The sequence below is a fragment of the Streptomyces sp. NBC_01317 genome (assembly GCF_035961655.1).
GTDB lineage: Bacteria > Actinomycetota > Actinomycetes > Streptomycetales > Streptomycetaceae > Streptomyces.
The window spans coordinates 3,133,994-3,159,322 of the sequence record NZ_CP108393.1; the positions used below are offsets into that span (position 1 = coordinate 3,133,994).

General features: G+C 71.9%; 22 protein-coding genes. 9 read left to right on the plus strand and 13 right to left on the minus strand.

The window, feature by feature from the left end; translation table 11 throughout:
* Positions 1–68 precede the first annotated feature (68 nt).
* The 3 genes from OG349_RS13090 to ilvA form a co-directional block, all read right to left on the minus strand.
* A complete protein-coding gene (locus OG349_RS13090) occupies positions 69–932 on the minus strand; it encodes an ABC transporter permease (protein ID WP_327234777.1) in 864 nt (287 codons plus the stop codon).
* Positions 929–1,957 (minus strand): ATP-binding cassette domain-containing protein, encoded by a 1,029-nt coding sequence (locus OG349_RS13095; protein ID WP_327234778.1) that lies wholly within the window; start codon positions 1,955–1,957, stop codon positions 929–931. The genes OG349_RS13090 and OG349_RS13095 overlap by 4 nt, the downstream gene beginning before the upstream one ends.
* 266 nt (positions 1,958–2,223) lie before the next feature.
* Positions 2,224–3,465 carry a threonine ammonia-lyase gene (ilvA, locus tag OG349_RS13100; protein ID WP_327234779.1) on the minus strand — a complete coding sequence of 414 codons (1,242 nt, stop codon included), beginning with the start codon at positions 3,463–3,465 and terminating at the stop codon, positions 2,224–2,226.
* 221 nt (positions 3,466–3,686) lie between these two features.
* Between ilvA and OG349_RS13105 the strand changes: the two genes are divergently transcribed.
* The 3 genes from OG349_RS13105 (at position 3,687) to OG349_RS13115 (ending at position 5,163) form a co-directional block, all read left to right on the plus strand.
* Positions 3,687–4,247 carry a MarR family winged helix-turn-helix transcriptional regulator gene (locus tag OG349_RS13105; RefSeq protein ID WP_401769219.1) on the plus strand — a complete coding sequence of 187 codons (561 nt, stop codon included), beginning with the start codon at positions 3,687–3,689 and terminating at the stop codon, positions 4,245–4,247.
* 119 nt (positions 4,248–4,366) lie between these two features.
* The gene (locus OG349_RS13110) at positions 4,367–4,915 is read left to right on the plus strand and encodes a sigma factor-like helix-turn-helix DNA-binding protein (protein WP_327234781.1); all 549 of its coding nucleotides are present in this window, start codon (positions 4,367–4,369) and stop codon (positions 4,913–4,915) included.
* Positions 4,912–5,163 carry a hypothetical protein gene (locus OG349_RS13115; RefSeq protein ID WP_327234782.1) on the plus strand — a complete coding sequence of 84 codons (252 nt, stop codon included), beginning with the start codon at positions 4,912–4,914 and terminating at the stop codon, positions 5,161–5,163. The genes OG349_RS13110 and OG349_RS13115 overlap by 4 nt, the downstream gene beginning before the upstream one ends.
* A gap of 12 nt (positions 5,164–5,175) precedes the next feature.
* On the opposite strand, the gene OG349_RS13120 is transcribed toward OG349_RS13115, so the two are convergent.
* The 3 genes from OG349_RS13120 to OG349_RS13130 form a co-directional block, all read right to left on the minus strand.
* Positions 5,176–5,850 carry a hypothetical protein gene (locus OG349_RS13120; protein WP_327234783.1) on the minus strand — a complete coding sequence of 225 codons (675 nt, stop codon included), beginning with the start codon at positions 5,848–5,850 and terminating at the stop codon, positions 5,176–5,178.
* The gene (locus OG349_RS13125; protein ID WP_327234784.1) at positions 5,843–6,367 is read right to left on the minus strand and encodes a SigE family RNA polymerase sigma factor; all 525 of its coding nucleotides are present in this window, start codon (positions 6,365–6,367) and stop codon (positions 5,843–5,845) included. The genes OG349_RS13120 and OG349_RS13125 overlap by 8 nt, the downstream gene beginning before the upstream one ends.
* Before the next feature lie 281 nt (positions 6,368–6,648).
* A complete protein-coding gene (locus OG349_RS13130; protein ID WP_327234785.1) occupies positions 6,649–7,809 on the minus strand; it encodes a cystathionine gamma-synthase in 1,161 nt (386 codons plus the stop codon).
* Between the two features lie 130 nt (positions 7,810–7,939).
* Between OG349_RS13130 and OG349_RS13135 the strand changes: the two genes are divergently transcribed.
* Both OG349_RS13135 and msrA read left to right on the plus strand, forming a co-directional pair.
* Positions 7,940–9,043, plus strand: coding sequence for a hypothetical protein (locus tag OG349_RS13135; protein ID WP_327234786.1), 1,104 nt, complete (start codon positions 7,940–7,942; stop codon positions 9,041–9,043).
* Positions 9,044–9,137: 94 nt separating this feature from the next.
* Positions 9,138–9,803: a peptide-methionine (S)-S-oxide reductase MsrA gene (gene msrA / locus OG349_RS13140; RefSeq protein ID WP_327234787.1), complete on the plus strand. Its 666-nt coding sequence runs from the start codon at positions 9,138–9,140 to the stop codon at positions 9,801–9,803.
* Positions 9,804–10,308: 505 nt separating this feature from the next.
* Here msrA and OG349_RS13145 read toward each other — a convergent pair.
* Complete coding sequence (locus tag OG349_RS13145; RefSeq protein WP_327234788.1) at positions 10,309–10,839, minus strand: hypothetical protein; 531 nt, start codon at positions 10,837–10,839, stop codon at positions 10,309–10,311.
* Positions 10,840–11,209: 370 nt separating this feature from the next.
* Here OG349_RS13145 and OG349_RS13150 point away from each other — a divergent pair, with 370 nt between their 5' ends.
* The 3 genes from OG349_RS13150 (at position 11,210) to OG349_RS13160 (ending at position 17,114) form a co-directional block, all read left to right on the plus strand.
* Positions 11,210–12,694 carry a ParB/Srx family N-terminal domain-containing protein gene (locus OG349_RS13150; RefSeq protein ID WP_327234789.1) on the plus strand — a complete coding sequence of 495 codons (1,485 nt, stop codon included), beginning with the start codon at positions 11,210–11,212 and terminating at the stop codon, positions 12,692–12,694.
* Between the two features lie 199 nt (positions 12,695–12,893).
* A complete protein-coding gene (abc-f, locus tag OG349_RS13155) occupies positions 12,894–14,558 on the plus strand; it encodes a ribosomal protection-like ABC-F family protein (RefSeq protein WP_327234790.1) in 1,665 nt (554 codons plus the stop codon).
* A gap of 942 nt (positions 14,559–15,500) precedes the next feature.
* Positions 15,501–17,114, plus strand: coding sequence for a hypothetical protein (locus tag OG349_RS13160; RefSeq protein ID WP_327234791.1), 1,614 nt, complete (start codon positions 15,501–15,503; stop codon positions 17,112–17,114).
* 15 nt (positions 17,115–17,129) lie between these two features.
* On the opposite strand, the gene OG349_RS13165 is transcribed toward OG349_RS13160, so the two are convergent.
* The 5 genes from OG349_RS13165 to OG349_RS13185 form a co-directional block, all read right to left on the minus strand.
* Complete coding sequence (locus tag OG349_RS13165; protein WP_327234792.1) at positions 17,130–18,113, minus strand: GNAT family N-acetyltransferase; 984 nt, start codon at positions 18,111–18,113, stop codon at positions 17,130–17,132.
* A gap of 102 nt (positions 18,114–18,215) precedes the next feature.
* A complete protein-coding gene (locus tag OG349_RS13170) occupies positions 18,216–18,902 on the minus strand; it encodes an ABC transporter ATP-binding protein (protein WP_327234793.1) in 687 nt (228 codons plus the stop codon).
* Positions 18,903–19,087: 185 nt separating this feature from the next.
* Entirely contained in the window at positions 19,088–20,551 is a 1,464-nt protein-coding gene (locus tag OG349_RS13175; protein WP_327234794.1) for an ABC transporter permease, read from the minus strand.
* Between the two features lie 126 nt (positions 20,552–20,677).
* The gene (locus tag OG349_RS13180; protein ID WP_327238558.1) at positions 20,678–21,949 is read right to left on the minus strand and encodes a L,D-transpeptidase; all 1,272 of its coding nucleotides are present in this window, start codon (positions 21,947–21,949) and stop codon (positions 20,678–20,680) included.
* Positions 21,950–22,109: 160 nt separating this feature from the next.
* On the minus strand, positions 22,110–22,577 hold the full coding sequence (locus OG349_RS13185) for a hypothetical protein (RefSeq protein ID WP_327234795.1): 468 nt from the start codon (positions 22,575–22,577) through the stop codon (positions 22,110–22,112).
* Positions 22,578–22,686: 109 nt separating this feature from the next.
* On the opposite strand from OG349_RS13185, the gene OG349_RS13190 reads away from it, so the two are divergent.
* Complete coding sequence (locus OG349_RS13190; RefSeq protein WP_327234796.1) at positions 22,687–23,001, plus strand: hypothetical protein; 315 nt, start codon at positions 22,687–22,689, stop codon at positions 22,999–23,001.
* Between the two features lie 63 nt (positions 23,002–23,064).
* Here OG349_RS13190 and hutH read toward each other — a convergent pair whose 3' ends face one another.
* On the minus strand, positions 23,065–24,612 hold the full coding sequence (gene hutH, locus OG349_RS13195; RefSeq protein WP_327234797.1) for a histidine ammonia-lyase: 1,548 nt from the start codon (positions 24,610–24,612) through the stop codon (positions 23,065–23,067).
* Between the last annotated feature and the right edge of the window lie 717 nt (positions 24,613–25,329).

Sequence of the window (25,329 nt, forward strand, 5' to 3'; positions counted from 1 at the left end):
CCTTACCGCGTCACACGAGGTGACGGGGCGAGGCCCTGCTGTGCGTACGGGATCAGCTGTACGTGGCGTCAGACCGACGCCGACCGGTACTTCCGTACCGCCAGCGTCCGGAACACCACGATGATCAGGACCGACCAGACCACCGACGCCCACACCGGATGCTCCATCGGCCACGCCGTGGACGTCGAGACCCCCGGGTTCCCGAACAGCACCCGGCAGGCCTGCACGGTGGCGCTGAACGGATTCCAGTCGGCGATGTGCCGCAGCCAGGGCGTCATCTGGCTGGAGTCCACGAAGGCGTTCGAGATGAACGTGACGGGGAACAGCCAGATGATCCCGCCGGAGGTCGCCGCCTCGGGCGTCCGCACCGACAGACCGATGAGCGCGCCGATCCAGGTGAAGGCGTACCCCAGCAGGAGGAGCAGGCCGAAGGCGCCCAGGACCCGCCCGAAGTTGGTCGGGTCGGGGGTGCCGGTGCGCCAGCCCACGATCACGGCGACGATCGCGAGGACGAGGAGCGTGATGCACGTCTGTACGAGGTCGGCGACGGTACGTCCGGTCATCACCGCGCCCCGTGCCATCGGCAGGGAGCGGAACCGGTCGACGAGCCCCTTCTGCATGTCGTCCGCGATGCCGGCCGCGGAGCCCGCGGTGGCGAACGTGACGGTCTGCGCGAAGATCCCGGCCATCAGGAAGTCCTTGTAGACATTGGCGTTGGTGGTGTCGCCGACCCGGATGGACCCGCCGAAGACGTACGTGAAGAGGACCACGAACATCACCGGCTGGATGATCCCGAACAGGACCACCTCGGGGATGCGGGTCATCCGGATCAGGTTCCTGCGGGCGATGACCAGGGAGTCCCCGGCCGACTGGATGATCCCGCCGCGCGGCCGGGGGGCCGTGGTCCGCGGTGCGTCGGTGGTGGCGGTCACTTCCCGGCCTCCTTGGTGGTGTGGTCACTGCTCGTGTGGTCACTTCTGGTGCTGCCCGTGCCGTCGCCGCCGGTGGCGTCACTCGCGTGGCCGGTGAGCGAGATGAAGACGTCGTCGAGGGTCGGCCGGCGCAGCCCGATGTCGTCGATCTCGACGCCCCGGCTGTCCAGTTCCCTGATGACCTCGGCGAGCAGCTTGGCCCCGCCGGTGACCGGGACGGTCAGCTTGCGGGTGTGCTCGGCGACCGCGACGAGTTCCTCGCCGCCCTTGCCGAAGCCGGCCAGGACCGTGCGGGTGGGCCCGATCTGGTCCTGTTCGTGTACGACGACCTCGACGCGCTCGCCGCCGGTCTGGGCCTTGAGCTGGTCGGCGGTGCCGCGCGCGATGACCTGGCCGTGGTCGATGACGCAGATGTCGTGGGCGAGGTGGTCGGCCTCCTCCAGATACTGCGTGGTGAGCAGCAGGGTCGTCCCGCCCGCCACCAGCTCCTGGATGATCCCCCACAGCTGCTGGCGGTTGCGCGGGTCGAGCCCGGTGGTCGGCTCGTCCATGAACATCACGGGCGGCGAGACCACGAGCGCGGCGGCGAGGTCGAGCCGCCTGCGCATACCGCCCGAGTAGGTCTTGGTCGTACGGTCGGCCGCGTCGGTGAGGTTGAAGCGCTCCAGCAGCTCGTCCGCGCGGGCCTTCGCGGCCTTGGAACGCATCTGGTAGAGCTGCCCGACCATCCGCAGGTTCTCGCGGCCCGTCAGGTATTCGTCGACCGCCGCGAACTGCCCGGACAGGCCGATGGACCGGCGGACCTCGTTCGGATACTTCACGACGTCGATGCCCGCGACCTCGGCACGGCCGCTGTCGGGCTGGAGAAGCGTGGTGAGGACCCGTACGGCGGTGGTCTTGCCCGCGCCGTTCGGTCCGAGGAGCCCGAGGACCGTGCCTTCGGGGACGTCGAGATCGACGCCGTCCAGAGCTCGTACGTCGCCGAAAGTCTTCACCAGGCCTTCGGCGTAGATGGCGCCTGGCATGTGGGTTCTCCCGAGTGGAGTGAAATGTCGGTGCTCTGCGTACGCAGAGCCTAGGGCGCCCGGGCCTCCCGGCGCCCGGAATATCACCACCGGGCCCGGACAGGATCGAGTCAGAGCCGGAACACTAACGCGATATATCGCGAGTCACAAGCGGTTCCGGCCCATCCGGCGCATCCGGAACGTCCGGCACATCGGTGCAGCACATCTCCGACAGGGGAGCACATCTGTGGACCGGGATCGGGGAGTTCCCGGGAACTGCGCGGCGGTCAGCCGAGAATGGTGTACCCCGCCGACCGCAACGCCTGCGCGACCGCCGCGCAGTGCGCGGGCCCCTTCGTCTCCAGGTGCACCTCGACGTCCGCCTCCGTCAGCCCCAGCTTCGGATCGGTCCGTACGTGACTCACGTCGAGGACGTTCGCGTCGGCCACCGACAGCACCCCGAGCATCGTCGCGAGCGCCCCCGGGCGGTCCGTCACCCGCAGCCGCAGACTCAGATAGCGCCCGGCCGCCGCCATGCCGTGCCGCAGGATCCGCTGCATCAGCAACGGGTCCACGTTGCCGCCCGACAGCACCGCGACCACCGGCCCCCGGAACGCCCCGGGAGCGCTCAGCAGCGCCGCCACCGGGCTCGCCCCGGCCGGCTCCACCACCATCTTCGCCCGCTCCAGGCACAGCAGCAGCGCACTGGACAGCTCGTCCTCGGAGACCGTACGGATCTCGTCCACCAGCTCCTGGACCAGCGGGAACGTCAGATCACCGGGGCGGCCCACCTTGATGCCGTCCGCCATCGTCTGCTGCGACCCGATCGACATCGGGCGGCCCGCCCTCAGCGAGGGCGGGTACGCGGCCGCGCCCTCCGCCTGGACACCGATCACCTTCACGTCGGGGCGCAGCGCCTTCACGGCCAGCGCGATGCCCGCGACGAGCCCGCCGCCGCCCAGGCCGACGACGATCGTCCGTACCTCCGGGCACTGCTCCAGGATCTCCAGGCCGACCGTGCCCTGCCCGGCGATGATGTCCGGGTGGTCGAAGGGATGGATGAAGACCGCGCCGGTCGCCTGCGCGTACTCCTCGGCGGCGGCCAGCGTCTCGTCCACGACCTGGCCGTGCAGCCGCACCTCCGCGCCGTACTCCCGGGTGGCCGCGACCTTCGGCAGCGGCGCCGCCAGCGGCATGAACACCGTCGAGCGCACCCCCAGCAGCGTCGAGGCCAGGGCGACACCCTGCGCGTGATTGCCCGCGCTCGCCGCGACCACCCCGGCCGCCCGCTCCTCGGGGGAGAGCCCGGCGATCCGTACGTACGCGCCCCGCAGCTTGAAGGAACCGGTCCGCTGGAGGTTCTCGCACTTGAACAGGACCGGGCCACCGACCAGCTCGGTCAGGTGCCTGCTGCCCTCGACCGGGGTGGTCCTGGCCACCCCCGCGAGCATCTTCCGCGCCCCCCGGACGTCGTCGAGGATCACGGCGCGCGCGGGGCCTGCGGTGAAGCGGGACGGACCGAAGCTCATGCGGGCCAGTCTCGCAGCTCCCCGGCGCGCGAGTGTCAGGTCCCGCCGGCCCGCGGGTGTCAGGTCCCGGCCGGTCCCCGGGTGCGGGGTCCCGTCCCGGAACCTGCCCCCGATGACGGGTTTCCGCAGGACAGGTACGGTCCGGGGTGTTGCCGCGTACTCTGTCCCCCACCAACCGACCACCGCACGAGAGAGCCCAGGCCATGCCCCCCATTCAGGACATGACTTCCGCTGCGTCGGCCTCCCGGGAGACGGTCACCGAACTTTCGGGCGACGCGAGCCTCCTGGATGCCCTCCAGCACCAGGTGGCCGTCTTCGCCCGCCGCGCCGAGCAGACGCGCCTCGGCGGCATCGGGCAGGTCCGCAACTCGATGGACCGCGCCGCCTATCTGCTGCTCAACCGGCTCCACCAGGAAGGCCCGATGGGCGTCAAGGCCCTGGCCGCCGGGATGGGCATCGACTCCTCGACCGTCACCCGGCAGGTGGCGCCGCTCGTCGACACCGGTCTGGTCAAACGCACCTCGCACCCGGAGGACGGCCGCGCGGTCGTGCTCCAGCTGTCGGCGCGCGGACAGGCCAGGCTCGAAGAGGTCCGCTCGTCACGGCGTGAGCTGATGGCGCAGGTCACGGACGGGTGGGCGGCGGAGGAGCGGGAGGCCTTCGCCACGCTGCTGACCCGCTTCAACGCCGCCCTGTCGGCCCGGCAGGCGGGACTGCCGCCCGGGGAGGGCGGCCCGGCCGTCGAACCGGACGAGACGGGGCAGGGACCGACGGCCCGCTGACGCCCGGCCGGGTCAGCGCCTGACCCGGCCTCCGGCACGACCCCGCCCCCGCCGCGACCCGGCCTCCGGCCTGACCCGCCCTCTTGACCGTGGCCCCCCGGCGGGCCTCATATGAGGGCGTGCGACAGCGGCAGGCGGCCATGGACCGTCGGCGGGCCCGGGAGTTCGAGGCGTTTGTTGCGGGCGCGGCCGGCCGGCTTCTGCATGCGGCCACCCTGCTCACCGCCGAACCCGCCTCCGCCGCCCCGCGCGCCCAGCGGCTGCTGACCGCCGCCCTGGCCCGTACGTACGCGCGCTGGGACGAGCTGCGCGGCGAGGACCCGTACGACGTGACCCGCCAGGATCTCGCGCTGCGGTACGTCCATGGGGCCTGGCGCACCCGGCGCCACACCGAGGGGACTCTGGGGCCGCTGCGCCCGCAGGAACGGGTGGTGCTGATGTTGCGCTTGTACGAGGGAGTCGCCGAGGAGCAGACCGCCGCGCTGATCGGGCTGCCGCCGGAACGGGTGCGGGTGATCTGCGCGCGGGCGGTGGCGCGCATACGGGAAGCGGCGCGGGTACGGGAAGCAGCCCGGGTACGGGAAGCCGCATCGGTACGGGAAGCCGCACGGCCCCCGGAAGCGCCACGGCCCCCGGAAACCGCACCGATCCGGAAGGCAGCGAAATGACGCGCTACGACCGGGAGGAGGCCGAGGTCAGACAGCTGCTGGACACTCCGCACCCCGTCGTCCCCGCCGATCTCGCGCCCCGGGCCCTCGCACGCGGCGCCCGCCTGCGCCACCGGCGCCGTACCGTACGCCGACTGCTGTGGCTGACACTGATCGCCGCCGTGATCGTCCTCGCGGTCTGGGCCTCGGTCACCGAACCGTGGTCGCCCCCGCCGATGCGGACGACCCCGCCCCTGGAGGGCGGCTGACCCCGGGGCCGGTCACTTGGTCAGGTCCTTCCGGGCGAGAACGTTCCCGGCGTCGTCGTACAAGGTGAGGCTCCGCGGGATCCGGGCCGAGGGCTTCACATCGGCGTACCACGCGCCCCAGCCCGGGTCACCGGCCAGCGTCACCACCGTGCCCTCGTACGTTCTGCCGGCATCGCGCACCACCATCCGCGCCACGCCCCGCGCCGTGAACTCACCGATCCAGTGCTGCCGGGCGCTCTCCTCCGACGAACCCTCCGTCGATGCCTGGACCAGGCCCACCGACGGCTTGTCCGTGGTGTAGGTGTCACATGAGTCGAAGCGGACGAGGCGGGAGCACTGACGGCCGTCCTTCGTCAGCCACACCGTCAGCTTCGCCGACACCTTCACCTTCTCCAGCGGCGCCACGACCTTCACGACGCCCTTCCCGGTGGGACTCGGCGTCGCGCCCGTGACCGGTCCGGCCGGGAGAGGCCGTACGGTCCCGGAGGTGTCGGCCGGGGCGGTCAACAGCAGCGTCACGGCCGTGAGCGCGGCGCCGCAGGCCGCGACGCCCCCGGCACGACGCCGGATCCTGCGCCGCCGTACCGCGTCGAGGATCGCCCCGGTGGGCGCGGGGGTGGGGGCGACGGCACGGGCGTACCCGTCCAGGGCGTGCCGCAGTTCTTCGGCCTGCGTGGGGTCATTCATCACGTTCTCCTCCGGCACTTGCGTAGGCGGCCAGGGCGGGGTGGGTGCGCAGGACGGCCAGGGCCCGGCGGGTGTGGACCTTGACCGTGCTGGTCGAGCAGCCCAGGACGAGGGCTGTCTGCTGTTCGGTCATGTCCTCCCAGAACCGGAGGACGACCGTGGCGCGCTGGCGTACGGAGAGCATGTTCAGGGCCTCCGCCACCGCGAGACGGGTCTCGACCGCGTCCGCGTGCCCGCGCAGCGCGCGGTGGGGCACGAACGGGGTGAGCAGCTGCGCCACCCGTCTCCTGCGCAGACGGCCGCGGTGGTTGTTGACCAGCGCGCGGCGTACGTACGTGTCCGCCTCGCCGGCGGGCAGGTGCCGCCACCGGGCGCACACCTTGACCAGCGTGGTCTGCACCAGGTCCTCGGCCTCGTGGAAGTCACCGGTGAGCAGGTGGGCGAAGCGCACCAGCCGGGGCCACCGGGCGTCGACGAAGCGGGTGAAGTCGGCGTCCTGGTCGGTGGTCACGAGCACGTGGACGTGGACAAGGGCGGGCTTGGTGCGAGGGCGGGTGCGGGAGGTCTGTTCGTCCGCTTCATCTCTGGGGTGCTCCTTGTCGGCGCGGCGGAGTTGAGGAGGGCGAGGGACGGTGCCGCCGTCCCCCACCCTCCTCAACTCCGCGCCGCCCAAGGGCGGGTGACACGTCCGACGCGGTTCTTCCGGAGCGGGCCCCACGCCAACCGGGCCCCACGCGAACCGCCTCCCGGGCCGAGGGGCCCGGGAGGCGGTGAAAAGTCAGCGGTGAAAGATCAGGCTTACCCCAGCGCCTGCTGAAGGTCCGCCAGCAGGTCGTCCGCCGACTCCAGCCCCACCGACAGCCGCACCAGGTCCGACGGCACCTCCAGCGCCGAGCCCGCCACCGACGCGTGGGTCATCCGGCCGGGATGTTCGATCAGCGACTCGACCCCGCCCAGGGACTCCCCCAGCGTGAAGAGCTTCGCGCGGTCGCAGACCGCGACCGCCGCCTCCTCGCCGCCCTCGACCTGGAAGGAGACCATCCCGCCGAACGCCTTCATCTGCTTCGCGGCGACCTCGTGGCCCGGGTGGTCGGGCAGGCCCGGGTAGAGGACCTTGCTGACCCGGGGGTGGCTGACCAGCATGTCCGCGATCCGGGTCGCGTTCTCGCTGTGCCGGTCCATCCGCACCGCGAGCGTCTTGACACCGCGCAGCACCAGCCACGCGTCGAACGGCCCGGCGATCGCTCCCATGGCGTTCTGGTGGTACGCCAGCTCCTCCGCCAGGTCCGCGTCGTCCACGACCAGCGCGCCGCCGACCACGTCCGAGTGCCCGCCCATGTACTTCGTGGTGGAGTGCACGACGACGTCCGCGCCCAGCGCGAGCGGCTGCTGGAGATAGGGACTGGCGAACGTGTTGTCGACGACCAGCTTCGCGCCGGCCGCGCGCGCGACGCCCGCGAGCCCGGCGATGTCGCTGATGTTGAGGAGCGGGTTCGAAGGGGTCTCGACCCAGATCGCCTTGGTACGGGGGGTCAGCGCGGCCCGCACCGCCGCCGGGTCGGACGTGTCCGCGACGGACCATTCGACGCCCCAGCGCGAGACGACCTTCGCGAAGAGGCGGAACGTACCGCCGTACGCGTCGTTCGGGATGACGACGTGGTCGCCGGGCGACAGCAGCGTACGCAGCAGGCAGTCCTCGGCGGCGAGCCCCGACGCGAAGGCGAGCCCGCGCCGGCCGCCCTCCAGGGCCGCCAGGTTCTCCTCCAGCGCGGTACGGGTCGGGTTGGCGCTGCGGCTGTACTCGTAACCGCCCCGCAGGCCGCCCACCCCGTCCTGCTTGTAGGTGGACACCTGGTAGATCGGGGGGACGACCGCGCCGGTGAGGGGATCAGCGGTGTTGCCCGCGTGGATGGCGACGGTTTCGAAGTTGCGGTGCTCGCCGCTGTGCTGGTGGCTCATGAGGACCGAGGGTAGCGCCCGTACGGCCGCCCCTCGTGTACGCCGCCCGGCGCACCCCGTGCCCGGAACGCCCTTGCCGCCCGGCACACCCCGTACCCCGAACGCCCCCGCCGTCCGGGACAATGGGGCCATGGAGATGCTCTGGTTCCTGTTCGCGATCGGCCTGTTGGTGTTGGCCTTCAGCCCCTATCTCAGGCGGCGGCGCGGCGGTCCCCGCCTGGTCGCGCCCGGTTCGCCGGACGCGGCCGACCCGGCGGCGTACGGATTCGTCCGGCAGGAGGAGCTGGACATCCGGCTGCCGGGCCCCGACGAGGAGCTGCTCGACGTGCTCGACGTCGTCCAGGCCACCCAGGACTGGCGCCCCGCCTCCCGGCTGCTCGCCGCGACGCCCAAGGAGGGTGAGCCGCGCTGGCAGCGGGTGCAGGCGTTCGCGGGCGCCGCCTCGCTGGAACTCCAGCAGCGGCCCGGCGCGGGCGGCACCTGGCTGCGGACGTGGCGGTCGGAGTCGCCGAAGGACGCGGGGGCGGCCGCCGTGTACGCGGAGTTCCTGGTCCAGCAGGCGTGGCGGACCTCCACCGTCGGCGCGGACGACTTCCGGATCATCCTGGAGGAGGCCCGTACGCTCTGCGGCGAGGCGGCCCTGCTGGCGCCCGGCGACCCCGTCCCCTATGTCATCGAGCTGGCGGTGGCCCGGGGCCTCGGCTACACCCACGAGCAGTTCGACCAGGTGTGGGCGAAGGTCATCGACCGCGCGCCCGCGCACATGGGGGCGCACCTGGCGGCGCTCCGCTACTGGTCGGAGGCGTGGCACGGCTCCCGCGAGGAGGCCGACCACTTCGCGACGACCGCCGCCGCGCGGGCCCCGCAGGGTTCGCTGCTGGCCGCGCTGCCGCTGTTCGCGGTGTACGAGCACCTCCCCGAGGTCAATCTGGTGCAGGGCTTCTACCGGAGCGCGGTGGTGCGCAAGGCACTGGAGGGCGCCCTGTTCGCGGTGCACGCGGCACGTCACGACGACCCGATGCTGTCGCACGTACGGCACCTGCTGGTCCTCTTCCTCGTCCGGTCGGAACGCTGGTCCGAGGCGATGAACCAGCTGGTGGGGGTGGACGGGCACGTCGGCGCGCTGCCCTGGACGCACACGCCCGACCCGGCGGCGGAGTACACGGTGTACCGGGCGCTGGCGGTGGCGGGGTTCGAGGCGAACGGCGGGACGACGGCGTCACTGCCGGGGTGACGACGGCCCCTGCCGCCCACCCGCCGGAACGGAATGTCCCGGGCCCCCCGCACGTTGTGAAGGGCAGGACCCCACAGCCGAGGAGACCTGAAAGATGTTCGTGTCACGCCGTACCCCCGTACTCCCCACCCCCGAGCAGGCCCTGCGCGGCCGTCCCGAGCCCGAGTACTCGGTGCCGGCCCGCCACACGGTCCTCGGCAATCCCTTGACCGGCCCCTACCCGGAAGGCCTGGAGGTCGCCGACTTCGGCCTGGGCTGCTTCTGGGGCGCGGAGCGCAATTTCTGGCAGACGGAGGGCGTCTGGACGACGCTCGTCGGCTACCAGGGCGGTTTCACGCCGAATCCGTCGTACGAGGAGGTCTGCTCCGGCCTCACCGGTCACACGGAGGCCGTGCGGGTCGTCTTCGACCCCAAGATCGTGTCGTACGCGGAGCTGCTGAAGCTCTTCTGGGAGTCGCACAACCCCACCCAGGGCTTCCGCCAGGGCAATGACGTGGGCAGCCAGTACCGCTCGGCGATCTACACCCACTCGCCCGCCCAGGAGAAGGCGGCGGCCGAGTCCCGCACGTCGTACCAGCGGGTCCTGACGGACTCCGGGTACGGCGAGATCACGACGGAGATCGAGCCGTCGGAGGGCCGCCACTTCTATCCGGCGGAGGCGTACCACCAGCAGTACCTGGACAAGAACCCGTCCGGCTACTGCGGGATCGGCGGCACGGGCGTCTCGTGCCCGATCGGCGTGGCCCCGGCCAGGAGTTGACCCCACAGGTGTGAGGCCCCGCCCCGGGCGCGCGGGCGCGCCTTACCGATGTCCTCAATCGCCGGACGGGCTGAGTTGCGTCCGGGTGGTGTCGTCCGGTGCGTGTCAAGGATGTCCTCAAACGCCGGACGGGCTGGAGTGTGCCCCTGCGCGGTACGCGGGCGCGGCTTACCGATGTCCTCAAACGCCGGACAGGCTGGATGGTGCCCCCGGTGCCCTCCAACGCCGGGGCGGGCCGGTTTTGTCTTGAACGCGGGCGTGGAAGGGGGACGGGCAGGGGTCGTGTCCGGAACGTAAAGCGTGTTTTGTGTCGCAAGGCCCCGGTGAACTGAACGACCCGCCGAACGCGACGTAAAACATGCAGTGCAGGACACGACCCCTGCCCGGCCCCCGGCAACAACCCGCACCATGGCCACCGGCCCGCAGCGGGCACAACCAAGCCCGTCCGGCGATTGAGGACAATCAGTAACCCGCACCCACCCGCACCGGGCAGACGCACGACCCCTCACTTCGTCAGAACATTCGCCGCCACGATCACCAGGCCGATCAGGACATCAACCGCGCCCACCCGGCACGCAGACCACCAACCACGGCCCGCCGTCCTCGCCGCCCAGAGCCCCCAGCCGAACAAGGCCGCCGTATTGATCGTCAGGGCCGCGTCGATCGCCGCGTTCTCGCCCCACCAGCCCCAGTACGAGCCCAGCAGAACCGCCCCGGTCGGGAGGGCCGCCGCGACCAGGGGCCATTCCGTCAGCACCGAGCGGACCGTGCTCGCCGTGACGGGTTTCTCGTCGGCCGTACGGTGGGCGATCGCGTGGGCGTATCCGTGGCCGGTCGCCGAGACCAGCGCCGCGACCATGATCCACAGGGCGTCGTAGCCCGGGTCGTCGGGTCCCGTGTCGTGGTCGAGCGCCGCGGCCAGGGCACTGGCCAGGACCGTTCCGTACACACCGCCGAACAGCAGCCGCTGGAGCGGTTCGTCGCGCCGGCCCGGAGGCTCGGGGGCGCTCTCGGGGGCACTGACGGGGTCGGACAAGGTGCCACCTCCCGGGACGAGGACGTCGTTCCACTCCGGAGATGTAACCGCACACCGGACATATCACCCGCGAACCCACACCCGGCCGTCGTGGCGCCCTCCATGGCGCCCGCCGTGGCGCGCGCGGCCCCGCCGCCGTACCGCCCGACCGGCGGTTTCCGGCCCTCCAGGCCCTCCAGGCGCCAACTGCGTTATTTTGAAAGGCATTTACCCCTCCCGAACCGCCCCAAATGCTAGCGTTCACGCGCCCGTCGCCCTCCCGACAGGTTCACGTCACCCCGTGGGCCGGGTGGGATGAATGGATGTCCGCGCCCCCCGCAGCGCCGCTCCCGTGCGGGTGCGCGCTCACGCCGAGACAACTGGAGACCGTATGAGCGGCTCGTCCCGTACGCCGTCCACGCCCCACGGAGCGAGAGGCCTCAGCGGCGGTCTGGCGGCCGGAGCCCTGGTGCTGGGCACCGTCCTCGCCGGCGGCGGCCCCGCCCTCGCGGCGAGCGGGCCGACGGCGACCACGACCACAACGGCGGCGGCGGCGAACAGGGCAACCACGACCACAACGGCGGCGAACACGGCCCGCTGCGCCGGGCCAAACGCGGCGGCGCTCTGCGCCCAGCCCGGCGACCTGCTGGACGTGACCCTGGATCAGCTGCGCCCCACCCAGCCCGCCATCGGCTTCGACCAGATCTACTACAAGCTCGGCCGCTACAGCAGCCCCAAGGACGAGCAGGCCGGCGACCTCAACAAGCGCTTCGACGACTGGTGCGAGACCAACGGCCAGGAAGAGGCCGCGTCGGCGCGGCCCGGCGCCCGGATCTCCGACCCGTCGAGCTTCACCTGCACGGTCGCGGTCGGCGACGAGACACCCGACACGCTCGCCCAGATGAAGACGGTGGTGGTCGGCCCCGGCGGCGCGCTGTACCTCACCGACGGGCACCACACCCTGACGTCCTTCCTGGAGACGCCCGACGGCGGCCCGAAGACACACATCCGGCTGCTGGTCACGGGCAACCTGAGCGCGCTGCCCACCGCCGCGTTCTGGAAGACCATGCAGGACAACAAATGGGTCTGGCTGCGGGACGAGAACAACGACCCGATCACCGTGGACCAGCTCCCCACCCGTCTCGGCCTGGCGTCCTTCCACGACGACCCGTACCGGAGTCTCGTCTACCTCACCCGTGACATCGGCTACCAGGCCCCGGCCGAGGCCGCCGAGTTCCTGGAGTTCTCCTGGGGCACCTGGCTGCGCGGGCGCCTGGACCTCGCCTCGTACGACCTCCGCGACCCCGCGTCGTACCTCTCCGCCGTCCGGACCGCCTCCGAGGCCATGTCCGCGACCCCGGGCGACACGGAGATCACTCCCGGGCTGACCGCCGACCAGGCGGGCCGGATGGCCGAGTGGAACGACGGGAAGAAGCCGACCGGCGGCGAGTTCGCGAAGCTGGGCCTCCCGCTCTCCGACAAGAAGCCCGGCAAGCTGGCCTTCGCGCTGGACTACCGGGCCAAGGTCGCTGTCCCGCCCGCCTGCACGAAGACGCTGACCGGCGCGTACACCGGGCCGCTGGTGGTCGCCTCCGGCGTCACCTGCCTCGACCGCGCCCGGCTGACCGGGCCCGTCGTGGTCCGCGCGGGCGCCTCGCTGGTGTCCAGGGGCGCGGACATCACCGGTCCCGTCCAGGCGGTGGGTGCCCGTACGGTCAGCCTCTGCGGTACGCGGCTGACCGGGCCACTGTCCGTCGTGAACACGACGGAGCGGCTGACGCTTTCGGGCCCCGGCTGCACCGCGAACGCCCTGAACGGGCCGGTCCAGCTGGTCGGCAACCCGGTCGAGGCGCCGGTGCCGGCTCTCGTCCCGTAACCGGGTCGGGCCGGCCGGACCATCCCCGGCCGGCCCGACACACAGCTTGGCCCGCGTCGCCCCGCCGCGTCTAATTCGGTGGGCGCCGCGGGGCGGCGCCGCTAGCATCGGCGTCATGTTCGCCCCCTACTTCTTCGTCTGATTCCGGACCCGCACCCCAGGTCCGAAGAATCCACCCGCCATCAGGGGATGAAGAAGCATGCGCGAACGCGCCCAACTCGCGATGAAGGACGTCTCGAAGGGGTACGGCGACCGGCCGGTCCTCGATCAGGTGTCGCTGACCGTACGACCCGGCGAGAAGGCCGGGATCATCGGGGAGAACGGCTCCGGGAAGTCCACGCTGCTCAGGCTGCTCGCCGGGGTGGAGCGACCGGACGACGGTGAGATCACGGTCCGTTTCCCGGGCGGGGCGGGCCATCTCGCCCAGACCCTCGACCTCTCCCGGCCCCTGGGCCGGGACCGTACCGTCCAGGACGCCGTCGACACCGCCCTCGCCGGCCTGCGCGACCTGGAACGGCGGCTGCGCGCCGCCGAGGCGGCCCTCGGGTCGGCCGGACCCGCCGAACTGGCCGCGTACGGCAACCTGTTGACGACGTACGAGGAGCGCGGCGGCTACCGGGCCGAGGCCCGCGTCGACACCGCCCTGCACGCGCTGGGGCTCGCCCACCTGACCCGCGACCGCGCCCTGGACTCGCTGTCCGGCGGTGAGCGGTCGCGGCTGGCGCTGGCCTGCGTCCTGGCGCCCGCGCCGGAGCTGCTGCTCCTGGACGAGCCCACCAACCACCTGGACCTCCGGGCCACGGCCTGGCTGGAGGACCGGCTCAGGTCGCACCGGGGTACGGTCCTGGCGGTCACGCACGACCGTGTGTTCCTGGAGCGGATCGCGACCACGATCCTGGAGGTCGACCGCGACACCAGGGCCGTGACGCGGTACGGCGACGGCTGGACCGGCTACCGCACGGCGAAGGCCGCCGCCCGCCGGCGCCGGGTCCAGGATCACGCCGAGTGGCTCGCCGAGGTGTCCCGTACGGAGGAACAGGTCGCCGCGGCGGGACAGCGGCTCGCGGGCACCGGCAAGGACCCGGGCCAGGGCTTCGGCAAGCACCGCCGCTCGCACGAGACCAAGCTGTCGGGGCAGGTGAGGGCGGCCGGCGAGCGGCTGGGGCGGTTGCGCAGGGAGCCGGTACCCGCGCCGCCTGAACCATTGCGGTTCACGGCGGCCCTGCGCGCGGGCCCCGGCCCGGCGGCGGTCGGCGAGACACTCGTCTCGCTCGAAGGAGTGACGGTAGGCGACCGGCTGCGGGTGGACGCGCTGCGGATCGAGACGGGCGCGCGGCTGCTGGTGACCGGTCCTAACGGCGCGGGCAAGTCCACCCTGCTGCGTGTCCTGGCGGGTGAACTGCGGCCGGACTCCGGTTCGGTGCTCCGGTCGGGCCGGGTCCGCAGGGGCGGGATCGGCTACCTGCCGCAGGAGTTGCCCGCCACCGCGTCGCCGCTGCCGCTGCTGTCCGCGTTCGCGTCGGGCCGCCCGGGGCCCCCGGACGAATACGCGGCCGAACTGCTCTCTCTGGGTCTGTTCCGAGAGGCGGATCTCCGGGTCCCGGTCGCCGCGCTCTCGATCGGCCAGCGACGCCGTCTGGAACTGGCCCGCCTGGTGACCCGGCCCGCCGAACTGCTGATCCTGGACGAGCCGACGAACCATGTGGCGCTCAGCCTGGTGGAGGAACTGGAGGAGGCGCTGGTGCCGTACGCGGGCGCGGTGGTGGTGGTCTCCCACGACCGCCGCTTCCGCGAGTCCTTCGAGGGCACGCATCTGGAACTCCGCGCGGGCCGCGTCGCGGAGACAGCGCGGGTGGGCGACTGACCTGGGGGGCGCGTCAAAGGGGAGGCTGTTGCTGGTGATGTCGCTGGTGATGGTGGGCTGGGGGCGGCTGGGACCGCCGGGCTTGGTGCTCGGCCGGGGTCGTGACTACAGAGATTTCTTGGCTGGTGCCGGTGCGGGGCTGAGCGAGGCGCACGTGGCGGGTGATCGGTCGGCCTGCCCGCCGTCGTGGCCGGCTTTCTCTGGTTGCCGCCAGAACCCTCATGCCTCGCGGAGTGGCGTGCTGTTCGCCCATGGGGACGGAGGAAGGAGCGCATGCTGGACGTAACCGTCCGGTCTGTACGCGCGGCAAGTGCGCGTGTCTGACGTCAGGAGCCGGAGGCCACTTCGCGGCCACACCCTAGGGTGAGAGCCGTGCGCATGAGCGAGGAGACGGCGGAAGAGGACCCGAGGGCCGGGGCGGGGGAGGGACCGACTTCCACGACCGGAAGGGGGGCGGGGCCCCGGCCCGGGACGGGAGCGGGATCCCGGTCCGGCGCGGGGGCGGGGGCAACGTCTCGAACCGAGCCCGCACCCCGGCCCGAGCCACGGGGTCGGCCCGAGGCCGCACGCCGGACCGAGAAGACGGGCCGCCCCGAGCCCGGGTCCGGGACCCGGACAGGACCCGGGCTCGGGGCCAAGGCAGGGAGTCGAGCCGCGCGTCGGGCCAAGACGACAGCCCGGACCGAGCCCGCGCTTCGGACCGGGACAACGTCCCGAACCGAGACAGCGGGCCGGACCGAGCCCCAGGCCCGGACCGGAGCCGCACCGCAGGCCGGGGAAGCGAGCCAGGCCCCGCTGCGGGCCGAGGCGGCTGGGTCGGGCCCGCCGCCGTCGGTCGGGGCCGCGGCGGGGACCCTGCCCGACGGCCGGGCCGCCGACGCGCGCGGTCTCCCGGGCCCCGGCCCGGTCACGCGCACCGGCACCACCGACCTCCCGTGGCGCGTGCCGCTGCTCGTCACCGGGGTCGCCGTTCCCTTCTACGTGTTCTGGGCCGTCTTCCTCGCCACCGGTGGGGGCGATCTCGCCGCCCAGCTCGCCTGGGCCGGGTTCATGGCGCGGCATCCCGGGTCCGCGTACAACCTCTCCTGGTACGGCGGTACGCACACCGCCAACTACAGCGTCCTCGCTCCCCCGCTGATGGCACTCCTCGGCGTCAGGACGACGTCCGTGCTGGCGGGGCTCGCCGGGACGTGGGCCATGGCTGCCCTGTTCGTACGGGCGAAAGTCCCCCACGCCCTGTGGCCCGCGCTGCTGGGCGCGCTCGTGCTCTGGTGCAACGTGGCGTCCGGACGGACCACGTTCGCGCTGGGTGCCGCTGTCGGGCTGCTGGGTCTGCTCGTGATCCTCCGGCCGGAGGAGGGGTCGGCGCGGCCGTCGGTCGTCCTTGCCGCAGTGCTGTCCGTTCTCACCGCGCTCGCCAGCCCCGTCGCCGCCCTGTTCCTCGTCGTGGCCGGGGCCGCGTACCTGCTCGACCGGCAATGGGGGAAGGCCGCCGCACTGATCACCCCGCCCTTCGTGACGGTCGGCGTGGTGACGCTGCTCTTCCCGTTCCACGGCGAACAGCCCATGGCGACGGAGAAGTTGTACATGCCGCTCACCGCCGGCGCGGCCGTCTGGCTCGCCGCGCCGCGCGGCCCGCGCGGCTGGCGCACCGTGCGGTACGGCGCCGCCGTCTACGCGGCCGGCGTTCTCCTGACCTACTCGATCGCCTCGCCGATCGGCACGAACGTCGAACGGCTGATAGGGGTCGGCGGACCGCCGGTGCTGCTGGCGGCGCTGCTGACCCGCGGCCTCGAACCGTCCCGGTTGAGGGATCTCGTACGCGGGAGTCGCCCATGGGCCCCCCGCCGCGCCCTCCCCCACCTCGTCCTCACCGCCGCCGTGGTCCTGAACACCGGCTGGGTGATCGACAAGACCGACGACGACCTGGGCGTCTCCAACTCCGTGCCGTCCTGGGCCGCCCACCCCGAAGGCGTGCTCGCCGCGCTCGACCGGCTGGGCGCGGACCGCACCCGCGTCGAGGTCGTCCCGGCCCGCAACCACCGCGAGGCCGACGTCCTCGCCCCGTACGTCACCATGGCCCGAGGCTGGAACCGCCAGCTCGACGTCGAGCGCGGCCGGCTCTTCTACGACGGCACCTTCTCCGCCGCCACGTACCGCGCCTGGCTGGACCGCTGGGCGGTGGGCCTCGTCGTCCTGCCGGCAGCACGCCCCGACAGCCCCGCCGCAGCCGAGGCCGCGCTCGTGCGGAACGACCCGCCGGACTGGCTGGAGCCGGTGTGGCACGACAGCGGATGGGCGGTCTACCGGGTACGGAACGCCGTGCCGCTGGTGTCCGCCCCGGCGACCGTGGTGCGGAGCGGTGACGCGGATCTGGTGCTGCGGATGCCCGCGGCCGGCTCGGTGACGGTACGGATCGCCTACTCGCCCTGGCTCAGGGCGCCGGGCGCGTGTGTGGAGCGGTCGGGCGACTGGACCCGGCTGACGGTCCCGGGGGGCGGTGAGTACCGGCTGGGGTCGGCGTACCGGCTGCCCCGGTCGAACGGCTGCGGCTGAAGAGCCGTACCGCTCCTACAGCTTGGCCTGGAACAGACCCACCGGCCGCTCCCTGCGGTAGCCGAGCCCCTCGTTCACGGCGATCATCGACGTGTTGCTGTCGGCGACCGTCGTGCTGATCTCCCTTATGCCGGGGTGCAGTTCGTGCAGCGTCCCGAGGAGATGGCGTTTGACCGCGCGGCCGAGTCCCCGGCCGCGGTGGGACGGTACGACCACCGTGTCGTACTGGACGGCGCGCGTGCCCGCCGGGTCGCGCAGGACCAGTTCCGTGTAGCCGACCACGGCGTCACCCGCCGTCGTGTCGAGCACGGCCGAGGTGAGGATCGCCCCGCCCCGGTCCTCGATGAGCCGGGCCGCGGCCCGCACTCTCCGTACGTCCCAGCTCGATACCCGCTCCTCGAGGGCCCCGCCCGGCGTGTCCTCCATCGCGTCGTGCGCGCGGGCGAAACCTTCCGCCAGGTCGTCGGGGACCACCCCCGACCAGTCGGCGAAGCGCAGCCCGGCGGGGAGCGCCGGCTCGGGGACCTCGTCGAGGGTCTGCCGGACCCGCATCACGTACCAGCCGAGCGGGAGCACGTTCGCGAAGCCGAGGCTGTCGACGAACGCCTCGCCCGCGCCGCCCAGTTCGAGCACCGTCGAGACCGAGGTCCGCCCGGCGGCGGCGAGTTCGTCCCGTATCGCGGTCCAGAGCGCGGCACCGACACCACCCCGTCGGGCGTCGGGCCGCACCACCAGGACGTCGAGGAAAGCGGTCTGGAGATGGGGCTCCTCGGTGAAGAGGAGAAGGGAGGCGACCCCGTCGTACGAACCGTCCGCCGCCGTCGACACGACGTGCGCGTTCCGTCCGCTCACCGGAGGCAGCCGCAGCTTCCCCGCCGTCTCGGACCGGCTGGGCTCGGGGACGGACGCCGGGAGATCGAGGACGTGGGCCGCGGTGATCACCGCGTGCCAGGCGTCCGTCTCGGCATCCGTGGGCGGGCTTCCCAGAGTGATCAGCATGAACCGAACCTACGCGTACGGGGGTGACGACGCCCGCGAGTTGTGGCGGGACGTCCGGGCAGGGGCGCCGCCCCACGGACCTCGGGTCTGTCGCCCCGGACCTCAGGCGGCGGTCGCGTTCTCGGTCACCGTGACCTTCCCCTTGCGGATGGTGGCGAGCCGGGGAGCACGGCGGGCGATGGAACTGTCGTGCGTGACCATGATGAAGGTCAGCCCGTGCTCTTTCCAGAGGCCCTCCAGCAGTTCCATGATCTCGTCACGCATCGACTCGTCCAGATTTCCCGTGGGTTCATCCGCGAGCAGCACCTTCGGGCGTTTCACCAGGGCGCGGGCGATGGCGACGCGCTGCTGCTGTCCGCCGGACAACTCGCCCGGTACGTGGCTGAGTCGCTCACCGAGGCCCACGGACTCCAGCGCCTCGGCTGCCTGTTGGCGCCGGGCGGCCCCCTTGAGGCCGAGCGGGACGAGCGCCGTCTCGACGTTCTCCTGCGCGGTGAGGGTGGGGATGAGGTTGAAGCTCTGGAAGACGAAACCGATGGATTCGGCGCGCACCTTGGTGAGCCGGGCCTCGGACAGGCCGGCCAGGTCGACGCCGTCGAGTTCGACGGAGCCCGCGGTCGGCCGGTCGAGCGCGCCGAGCATCTGGAGCAGCGTGGACTTGCCACCGCCGGTGGGGCCCTGGATGACCAGCCGGCCGCCGTCCTCGATGGTCAGATCGACGCCGGCGAGCGCGTGGACGGGCTTCTTTCCCCGGTGGTAGACCTTGGTGACGCCTTTGAGCTGGTACATCGTGCAACTCCTGCGGTACGAGGGGGAAACGAGGGTGGGGTGGGACAGGGGGCGGGGGTACGGAAGCCGGACGTACGGAGGCCGGGGTACGGGCGGGCAGCCGGGCCAGGGCGAAGAGCCCGGCTACGGACGATGGTCCCGGCGCACATGCGGACGGTGGTCCCCGCGCGAACTGGAGCGCCGGGCTACTCGACCCGCCGCAGGGCGTCCGCAGGCCGCAGCCGCGAGGCACGCCAGCCGCCGAAGCCGCCGGCGATCAGACCGCCGCCGACCGCGAGCGCCACGGCGATCCCGATGGTGGCGAGGGACACGGGCGCGGTGAGCGCGACGTCGAGGGCCTTGGAGGCGGTCTGCCGCGCCGGGCCGCCGCCACCGCCGAAGCCGCCACCGCCGGGTCCTGACGAGGCGGCGGAGCCGATCTGTGCCTTGAGGGTCGGGCTGATGGCCGTCACCAGGTAGGCGCCACCGACGCCGAGGGCGATACCGAGCACTCCGCCCAGCAGTCCGTTGACCAGGGCCTCACCGATCACCTGGCGGGTGACGCGGCCCGACTTCCAGCCGAGCGCCTTGAGGGTGCCGAACTCCCGTACCCGGCGGCTGACCGCCGAGGAGGTGAGCAGTCCTGCCACGAGGAAGGCGGCGATCAGCACCGCGATCGACAGCCACTTGCCGACGCTCGTGGCGAGGTCGGAGGCGGTGGAGAGGGAGCCGGAGACGGTGTCCGCGAGGTCGGCGGAGGTGGTGACGGTCGTGCCCGAGATGTTCTTCTGGATGGTGGACTTGACCGCGTCGATCTGCTGCGAGTCGGACGCCTGCACATAGACCGTGGTGATCTTGTCCTTGGAGTCGGACAGGGTCTGGGCCTGCTTCAGCGGGACATAGGCGTTGGCGGCGGCGTCACCGCTGTCCGCCGTGGCCACCCCGATGATGCTGTACTCGGTGCCGTGGATGGTGAGGGTCTTGCCGACCGCGAGGCTCTTCTTCTTGGCGTACGCGCTGTCGACGACCGCGACCTTCGCGTCGGTCTCCGTCGTCTTGAACGTACGGCCCGAGGTGATCTTCGAGGAGGTCAGCGGGCCGAGCGCGGGCTCCGTGACGTCGGCGCCGTACAGCGTGAACGAGTCGACGTCGAAGTTGGCGCCGCCTCCGGAGACCCGGCCGCCGGTGCCGCCACCGTTGCCGCCGTTTCCGCCGCCCCCCGGAGAGCCGCCGCCGTTCTCGTCGGGCTTGAACTCGCCGCGGGTGAACTCACCGTTGATCTTCAGCACGTTCAGGCTCAGTCCGCCGACCGCGCCGGAGACACCGCTCTGGTCGGCGACCTTGGTCACCGTGGAGGACGCGAGGGTCTGGAAGCCCTGGACGACCACCCGGTCACTGCTCTGTGACTCGCCGTCCTCGCCCTTCGCGTCGAACTGGAACCGCGGCCGCCCCGACTCGCCCCCGGTCGCGGCGGGCGCGGCCTTGGTGACGGTCATGTCCGTGCCGAGGCCGTACAGCGATTGAAGGACCTTGTCCTGGGCATTGCCCATACCGGCGGACACGGAATTGACGATGATCACGAGCGCGATGCCGAGCGCGAGCCCGGAGGCGACGACGAGCGCCGCCTTTCTGCGGCGGCGCAGTTCGCGCCGGAGGTATGTGAAGAACATGGGCGTGAAGTTAGGCGCCCGGTGTGATGGTCAGTTGAGGCCGGGCTGAGAACGCGATGAGAACGCCGACGGCGGCCGGCCCCGTCCAGGGGTCGGCCGCCGTCCGAGCGCGCGGCTGACGGAATATCAGGCCTGCGAGCCGGCCTGCCACTCGGCCCAGGACAGGTTCCAGCCGTTGAGACCGTTGTCGGCCTTGATGGTCTTGTCCGGGGAGTTCTTCACGATGACGACGTCACCGACCAGCGAGTTGTTGTAGAACCACGCGGCGGGCTGGTTGTCGTCGCCCGCGCCCTTGACGTCCTGGAGGCCGACACAGCCGTGGCTGGTGTTGACGTTGCCGAAGACGGAGGGGGCGCCCCAGTAGTTGCCGTGGATGAAGGTCCCGGAGGTCGACAGCCGCATGGCGTGCGGCACGTCGGGGATGTCGTACTCACCCTTGCCGTCGTCGTCGGTGAAGCCGACCGTCGCGCCGTTCATCCGGGTCTCCTTGAACTTCTCGGAGATCACCATCTGACCGTTGTACGTGGGGTTGTCGGGCGATCCCGACGAGATCGGGATCGTCTTGACCGTCTTGCCGTCGCGCGTGACGGTCATGGTCTTCGCCTTGGCGTCGACCGTGCTGACCTGGTTGCGGCCGATGGTGAAGGTGACCGTCTTCTGCTGGACGCCGAAGAGGCCCTTCGCCCCCTCGACCCCGTCCAGGTTCAGCTTGAGGGTGACCGTCGAGCCGCCCTTCCAGTACTGGTCGGGGCGGAAGTCGAGGCGCTGCTGGCTGAACCAGTGGCCGACGACCTGCTGGCCGCTGCTGGACGTGACGGTGATCCCGTCCTGCACGGCCTTCTGGTCGGTGATCGCCTTGTCGAAGTTGATCGAGACCGGCATGCCGACGCCGACGGTGGAGCCGTCCTCGGGGGTGAAGTTCCCGATGAAGCTGTTGGCGGGCGAGACGGTGGTGAAGGAGGAGTTCTCGAAGGCCTTGCGGCCCTTGCCGTCCTTCGCCGTCGCGGCGATCTTGTACGTCGTGGAGCGCTCCAGCTGCGCGTCCGGCTTCCAGCTGAGGCCGTCGGCGGACAGCGTGCCCTTGACCGCGGTGCCGTCGGCGGTCGTCATGGTCACCTGCGTGAGGGTGCCCTTGCTGACCGTGACCTTGGCGTCGTCGTTGATACCGGCGTTCGACGCCCCGTCCCGGGGTGCGATGACTATCTTGGCCTCGGACGTCGCCTTGGCGGCCGCCTCGTCCACCTGGGCCTGCGACGACGATTTCGTGCTGTCGGCGCCGCTCGCGGTCTTGCCGCCGTCGTCGCTACAGGCCGAAAGGACCAGTACGCCACCGAGCAGTGCGGACGCGGCCATGAGGCCCCTGCGCCGCTTGCTGTCCGTCATCACACGTATCTCCATCATCGCCGATTACCCTGCCGATAACCCTTAAGAACACCTGTACCGGTTCGTCCGGTTCCACTTCGGCCGGCGATGTGGTGAATACCACTTGCCGCTCGCGCACGGCCGTAAGCCCCGGCCCGCCACTGCAAAGGACCGGGGCTTACCAGAGTGACACGACTCAGTGCGGGCCCTGACCGTTGCGGTGGTCGAAGCGCGCTCCCCGGCCACCCTCCGCGCCGTCCGTACCGCCGTCACCGAGGACGCCCCAGGGGCCGTCGCCGCCCTCGTCCTCGTCGCGGTCGTCATCCCCCTCGTCGTCCTCATCGCCCTCCGCCTCGTCGTCCTCGTCGAGCGCCCACTCCACCGCGTCGGGGTCGTAGTCGATCTCCTCGCTGGTCCACGACGCCTGCGCCAGCTCCACCCCGGGCACGTCCCTGACCAGGTCGTACGGCTCCACGAGATACGCGAGGGCCTCCGCCGGGTCCTCCCGTACCGTCGCCTCCGCGTGCGCGCGCTCGTCCTCGCGCATGCCGTCGTCGGCGACGATCCGGCCGAGCGCCGCCGCGCTCAGCGGCTCGGGTCCCTCGATCTCCAGTACCAATTCGACCCGTAGCCGCACAAAACGTGATGTCTCAGAAGTGGTCATACGACGGAGCGTAGGGCTCCTGGCCTCCACGACTTTCCCGCGACCCGCTGCTTTCACTAGCATCAGCCCACCCAGCCAATTCGGCGTTGTCACAAGGGGGATCGATCACGTGTCCGTCGCACGCCGTCCGCTGCTGACCGCTACCGCCGCCGGAACCCTGCTCTGCGCTCTGTGGTTCGTCCCGTCCGCGAAAGCCGCGGAAGAGCACTCCGGCCCGGAACAACAGCCGGTCGCAGCCGGTCAGAGCTTCACCTCAGCCGGTCTGAACACCACCTCCGAGGATCCGAACACCTCACAACCCCTGGCCCTCGCCGACACGGGCAGCGTGAGCACCACGCCGTACCTGATCGGCGGGACCGCCTTCCTCGGCATCGGTGCGGGCTTCGTCGCGTACTCGGCACGAAGAAGCGCCGGCCTGATCTGACGTACGTGAGGGGCCGCCCGACGCACCGGGCGGCCCCTCACGCTTTTCCCGTGTCCCGCAGGCTCAGGCCAGCGGGCCCGTGACCCGCTCCACGGCGGCGATCAGACTGCCGTCCCGTACGAACGCGTCCGCGCCCGCGAGGTCGGGCGCGAGGAAGCGGTCGGGGCCGGGGCCCTCGACCCCGGCGGCGCGCAACGCGTCGATCGCGGCCTGTGAGGCGGGCGCGGGCGTGAGCCCGGCGCGCAGCTCGATGGCGCGGGTCGCCGCGTACAGCTCCACCGCGATGATCCGGGTGAGGTTGTCCACGGCCGTACGGAGCTTGCGCGCCGCCGACCAGCCCATCGAGACGTGGTCCTCCTGCATCGCGGAGGACGGGATGGAGTCGACGGACGCCGGGACGGCCAGCCGCTTCATGTCGCTGACCAGTGCGGCCTGGGTGTACTGGGCGATCATCAGGCCCGAGTCGACCCCGGCGTCGTCGGCCAGGAAGGGCGGCAGGCCGTGCGAGCGGTTCTTGTCGAGCAGCCGGTCGGTGCGGCGCTCGGCGATGGAACCGAGGTCGGCGGCGGCGATGGCCAGGAAGTCCAGTACGTACGCGACGGGCGCGCCGTGGAAGTTGCCGTTGGACTCCACGCGGCCGTCCCGCAGGACGACGGGGTTGTCGACGGCGGCGGCCAGCTCGCGGCCGGCCACGATCCTGGCGTACTCCAGGGTGTCCCGGCCGGCGCCGGCGACCTGGGGGGCGCAGCGCACCGAGTACGCGTCCTGGACCCGCGGGGCCGCGTCCTCCTGGAAGTGACCGGTGAGACCGGACCCGGCGAGCACCCGCAGCATGTTGTCGGCGCTGGCGGCCTGGCCCGGGTGCGGCCGGATCGCGTGCAGCTCGGGCGCGAGGACCTTGGCGGTGCCGAGGAGTGCCTCCAGGGTGAGCGCGGCGGTGATGTCGGCGGAGGTGTAGAGCCTGTGCAGGTCGGCGAGGGCCATGACCAGCATCCCGAGCATGCCGTCCGTGCCGTTGAGCAGGGCGAGGCCCTCCTTCTCGCGCAGCTCGACCGGCGCGATGCCGTGGGCGGCGAGCAGCTCTCCGGCGGGGCGCACGATGCCGTCCGGGCCCTCCGCGTCGCCCTCGCCCATGAGGGTCAGCGCGCAGTGCGAGAGCGGCGCGAGGTCGCCGGAGCAGCCGAGGGAGCCGAACTCGTGCACGACGGGCGTGATCCCGGCGTTCAGCACGTCCGCCATGGTCTGGGCGACCTCGGAGCGTACGCCGGTGTGCCCGGAGGCGAGGGTCTTGAGCCGCAGGAACATCAGCGCGCGCACGACGTCCCGCTCGACGTGGGGCCCCATGCCGGCGGCGTGGCTGCGCACGATGTTCCGCTGGAGCTGCGCCCGGAGGCCGGGCCCGATGTGCCGACTGGCGAGCGCGCCGAACCCGGTCGAGACGCCGTAGACGGGCTCGGGCTTGGCGGCGAGCGCGTCCACGATGAGGCGGGCGTCGGCGATCGCGCGTTGCGCGTCCACGCTGAGCTCGATCTTGGCGTGGTTTCGGGCTACGGCGAGGACGTCTTCGGGGGTGGTGCCGGTGGTGCCCAGGATGACGGTGTGCATATCCATATTCAGGAGCGTACGGATTGAATCCGAACGTGTCACTAGGCGGGGTCTTGGGTGGCCTGGCGGCCGCGCTTTTGTCCTCAATCGCCGGACGGACGTTCTGGGGCCGGTGGGCCGCGCGTTCTCGGTGACCGGGTTGCGGTTCGTGTTGTCCTCAATCGCCGGACGGGCGTTCTGGGGCCGGTGGGCCGCGCGTCTGGGTGACCGCGTTGCGGTCAGGGTTGTCCTCAATCGCCGGACGGGCTTGGTTGTGCCGCTGCGGGCCGGTGGGCTGGGTGCGGGTTGTTGCCGGGGGCCGGGCAGGGGTCGTGTCCTGCACTGCATGTTTTACGTCGCGTTCGGGAACTCCGAACATTCACGGTAGTCACGCGACACAAAACACGCTCTACGTTCCGGACACGACCCCTGCCCGTCCCCCTTCCACGCCCGCGTACAAGACAACCCCGGCCCGCCCCGGCGTCGGAGGGCACGGGGGCACCATCCAGCCCGTCCGGCGTTTGAGGACATCGGTAACCCGCACCCGCGCACCGCGCAGGGGCACACTCCAGCCCGTCCGGCGCTTGAGGACATCAGTAAGCGGCACCGCCCACCGGCGGAAACTGACCCACCCCGCAGCGGGGGGCCGTTCAGCTCACCCTCGGCGTGAGGGGGGTGGGGTCGGAGGAGGTGCGTGTGTCCGGACGTAAAGCGTGTTTTGTGGCGCATGACTACCGGTGAGCC

Bases quoted from the DNA above. Each gene is read 5' to 3' on its own strand.
- OG349_RS13095 (WP_327234778.1), bottom strand. From the start codon at position 1,957: ATGCCAGGCGCCATCTACGCCGAAGGCCTGGTGAAGACTTTCGGCGAC.
- ilvA (WP_327234779.1), bottom strand. From the start codon at position 3,465: ATGAGCTTCGGTCCGTCCCGCTTCACCGCAGGCCCCGCGCGCGCCGTG.
- OG349_RS13105 (WP_401769219.1), top strand. From the start codon at position 3,687: ATGACTTCCGCTGCGTCGGCCTCCCGGGAGACGGTCACCGAACTTTCG.
- OG349_RS13115 (WP_327234782.1), top strand. From the start codon at position 4,912: ATGACGCGCTACGACCGGGAGGAGGCCGAGGTCAGACAGCTGCTGGAC.
- OG349_RS13120 (WP_327234783.1), bottom strand. From the start codon at position 5,850: ATGAATGACCCCACGCAGGCCGAAGAACTGCGGCACGCCCTGGACGGG.
- OG349_RS13130 (WP_327234785.1), bottom strand. From the start codon at position 7,809: ATGAGCCACCAGCACAGCGGCGAGCACCGCAACTTCGAAACCGTCGCC.
- OG349_RS13135 (WP_327234786.1), top strand. From the start codon at position 7,940: ATGGAGATGCTCTGGTTCCTGTTCGCGATCGGCCTGTTGGTGTTGGCC.
- msrA (WP_327234787.1), top strand. From the start codon at position 9,138: ATGTTCGTGTCACGCCGTACCCCCGTACTCCCCACCCCCGAGCAGGCC.
- OG349_RS13150 (WP_327234789.1), top strand. From the start codon at position 11,210: ATGAGCGGCTCGTCCCGTACGCCGTCCACGCCCCACGGAGCGAGAGGC.
- abc-f (WP_327234790.1), top strand. From the start codon at position 12,894: ATGCGCGAACGCGCCCAACTCGCGATGAAGGACGTCTCGAAGGGGTAC.
- OG349_RS13165 (WP_327234792.1), bottom strand. From the start codon at position 18,113: ATGCTGATCACTCTGGGAAGCCCGCCCACGGATGCCGAGACGGACGCC.
- OG349_RS13170 (WP_327234793.1), bottom strand. From the start codon at position 18,902: ATGTACCAGCTCAAAGGCGTCACCAAGGTCTACCACCGGGGAAAGAAG.
- OG349_RS13175 (WP_327234794.1), bottom strand. From the start codon at position 20,551: ATGTTCTTCACATACCTCCGGCGCGAACTGCGCCGCCGCAGAAAGGCG.
- OG349_RS13180 (WP_327238558.1), bottom strand. From the start codon at position 21,949: ATGGAGATACGTGTGATGACGGACAGCAAGCGGCGCAGGGGCCTCATG.
- OG349_RS13185 (WP_327234795.1), bottom strand. From the start codon at position 22,577: ATGACCACTTCTGAGACATCACGTTTTGTGCGGCTACGGGTCGAATTG.
- hutH (WP_327234797.1), bottom strand. From the start codon at position 24,612: ATGGATATGCACACCGTCATCCTGGGCACCACCGGCACCACCCCCGAA.